This window comes from Chryseobacterium metallicongregator, assembly GCF_031324065.1.
Classification (GTDB): domain Bacteria; phylum Bacteroidota; class Bacteroidia; order Flavobacteriales; family Weeksellaceae; genus Chryseobacterium; species Chryseobacterium metallicongregator.
Window position 1 is genome coordinate 1 of record NZ_JAVIXS010000029.1, and the last position, 1,373, is coordinate 1,373.

Below are 1,373 nucleotides of genomic sequence, written 5' to 3' on the forward strand. Positions count from 1 at the left end.
GCAACGAGCGCAACCCCTGTCACTAGTTGCCATCATTAAGTTGGGGACTCTAGTGAGACTGCCTACGCAAGTAGAGAGGAAGGTGGGGATGACGTCAAATCATCACGGCCCTTACGCCTTGGGCCACACACGTAATACAATGGCCGGTACAGAGGGCAGCTACACTGCGAAGTGATGCAAATCTCGAAAGCCGGTCTCAGTTCGGATTGGAGTCTGCAACTCGACTCTATGAAGCTGGAATCGCTAGTAATCGCGCATCAGCCATGGCGCGGTGAATACGTTCCCGGGCCTTGTACACACCGCCCGTCAAGCCATGGAAGTCTGGGGTACCTGAAGTCGGTGACCGTAACAGGAGCTGCCTAGGGTAAAACAGGTAACTAGGGCTAAGTCGTAACAAGGTAGCCGTACCGGAAGGTGCGGCTGGAACATCTCATTTTAGAGCGTCTTAAGACGTTAAACAAAATCAGTATCGTAAGATACATAATACTTACTTAAAGCCATAGCTTTAGTTTTTTGTTTGGTTGATTTATATTAAAAATACAAAACCCACTAGAAATTAGTATAGGGAAGAGATTGAGAAATGAAGAAGAGGAAAAGTATTACTTATTACTCATCACCCATTACTCATAAAAAGTCTCGTAGCTCAGCTGGTTAGAGCGCTACACTGATAATGTAGAGGTCGGCAGTTCGAGCCTGCCCGAGACTACTAATTAAAGGAGTTAGGTAATAGGAATTAGGGATTAGGTAATGCGATAGCTAAATACTAACAACTAATAACTAAAAACTAGCAACAACTAGAGGGGGAATTAGCTCAGCTGGCTAGAGCGCCTGCCTTGCACGCAGGAGGTCAAGGGTTCGACTCCCTTATTCTCCACAGTTTTGGACGACTGATTTAAAAGTTACGAATGGAGCCAAAAACAACATTTGTTCATCAGTTTGAAAGAAAGAAATTAAGATCATTGACATTAACGGTAAAGACATCACAAAGAGAAAACCGAGCGCATAAAGCGCTTGAGTAACCAATAGGAAAGAAATCGTTAAGGGCGTATGGCGGATGCCTAGGCTTTCAGAGGCGACGAAGGACGTGGTAAGCTGCGAAAAGCTGCGGGGATTGGCACACACGAATTGATCCGCAGATATCCGAATGGGGCAACCCGGCATGTTGAAGACATGTCACCTCGTAAGAGGAGCAAACCCGGAGAACTGAAACATCTAAGTACCCGGAGGAAAAGAAATCGAAGAGATTCCGTAAGTAGTGGCGAGCGAAAGCGGATTAGCCCAAAAGTCTTTTTATGTTTAATAGAATGTTCTGGAAAGAACAGCCGTAGAGGGTGATAGCCCCGTATATGAAAGGCATATTAAGATGATAAATG

2 tRNA genes and 2 rRNA genes are annotated in these 1,373 nt (G+C 45.3%); all 4 read left to right on the forward strand.

Features of this window, described 5'->3' with window-relative positions:
* A 16S ribosomal RNA gene (locus REB14_RS24080) occupies window positions 1–436 on the forward strand; the annotation flags it as partial.
* Between the two features lie 196 nt (window positions 437–632).
* Window positions 633–706 (forward strand) — tRNA-Ile (locus tag REB14_RS24085).
* 94 nt (window positions 707–800) lie between these two features.
* A tRNA-Ala gene (locus tag REB14_RS24090) sits at window positions 801–874 on the forward strand.
* Window positions 875–1,027: 153 nt separating this feature from the next.
* Window positions 1,028–1,373: ribosomal RNA gene (locus REB14_RS24095) — 23S ribosomal RNA — on the forward strand; the annotation flags it as partial.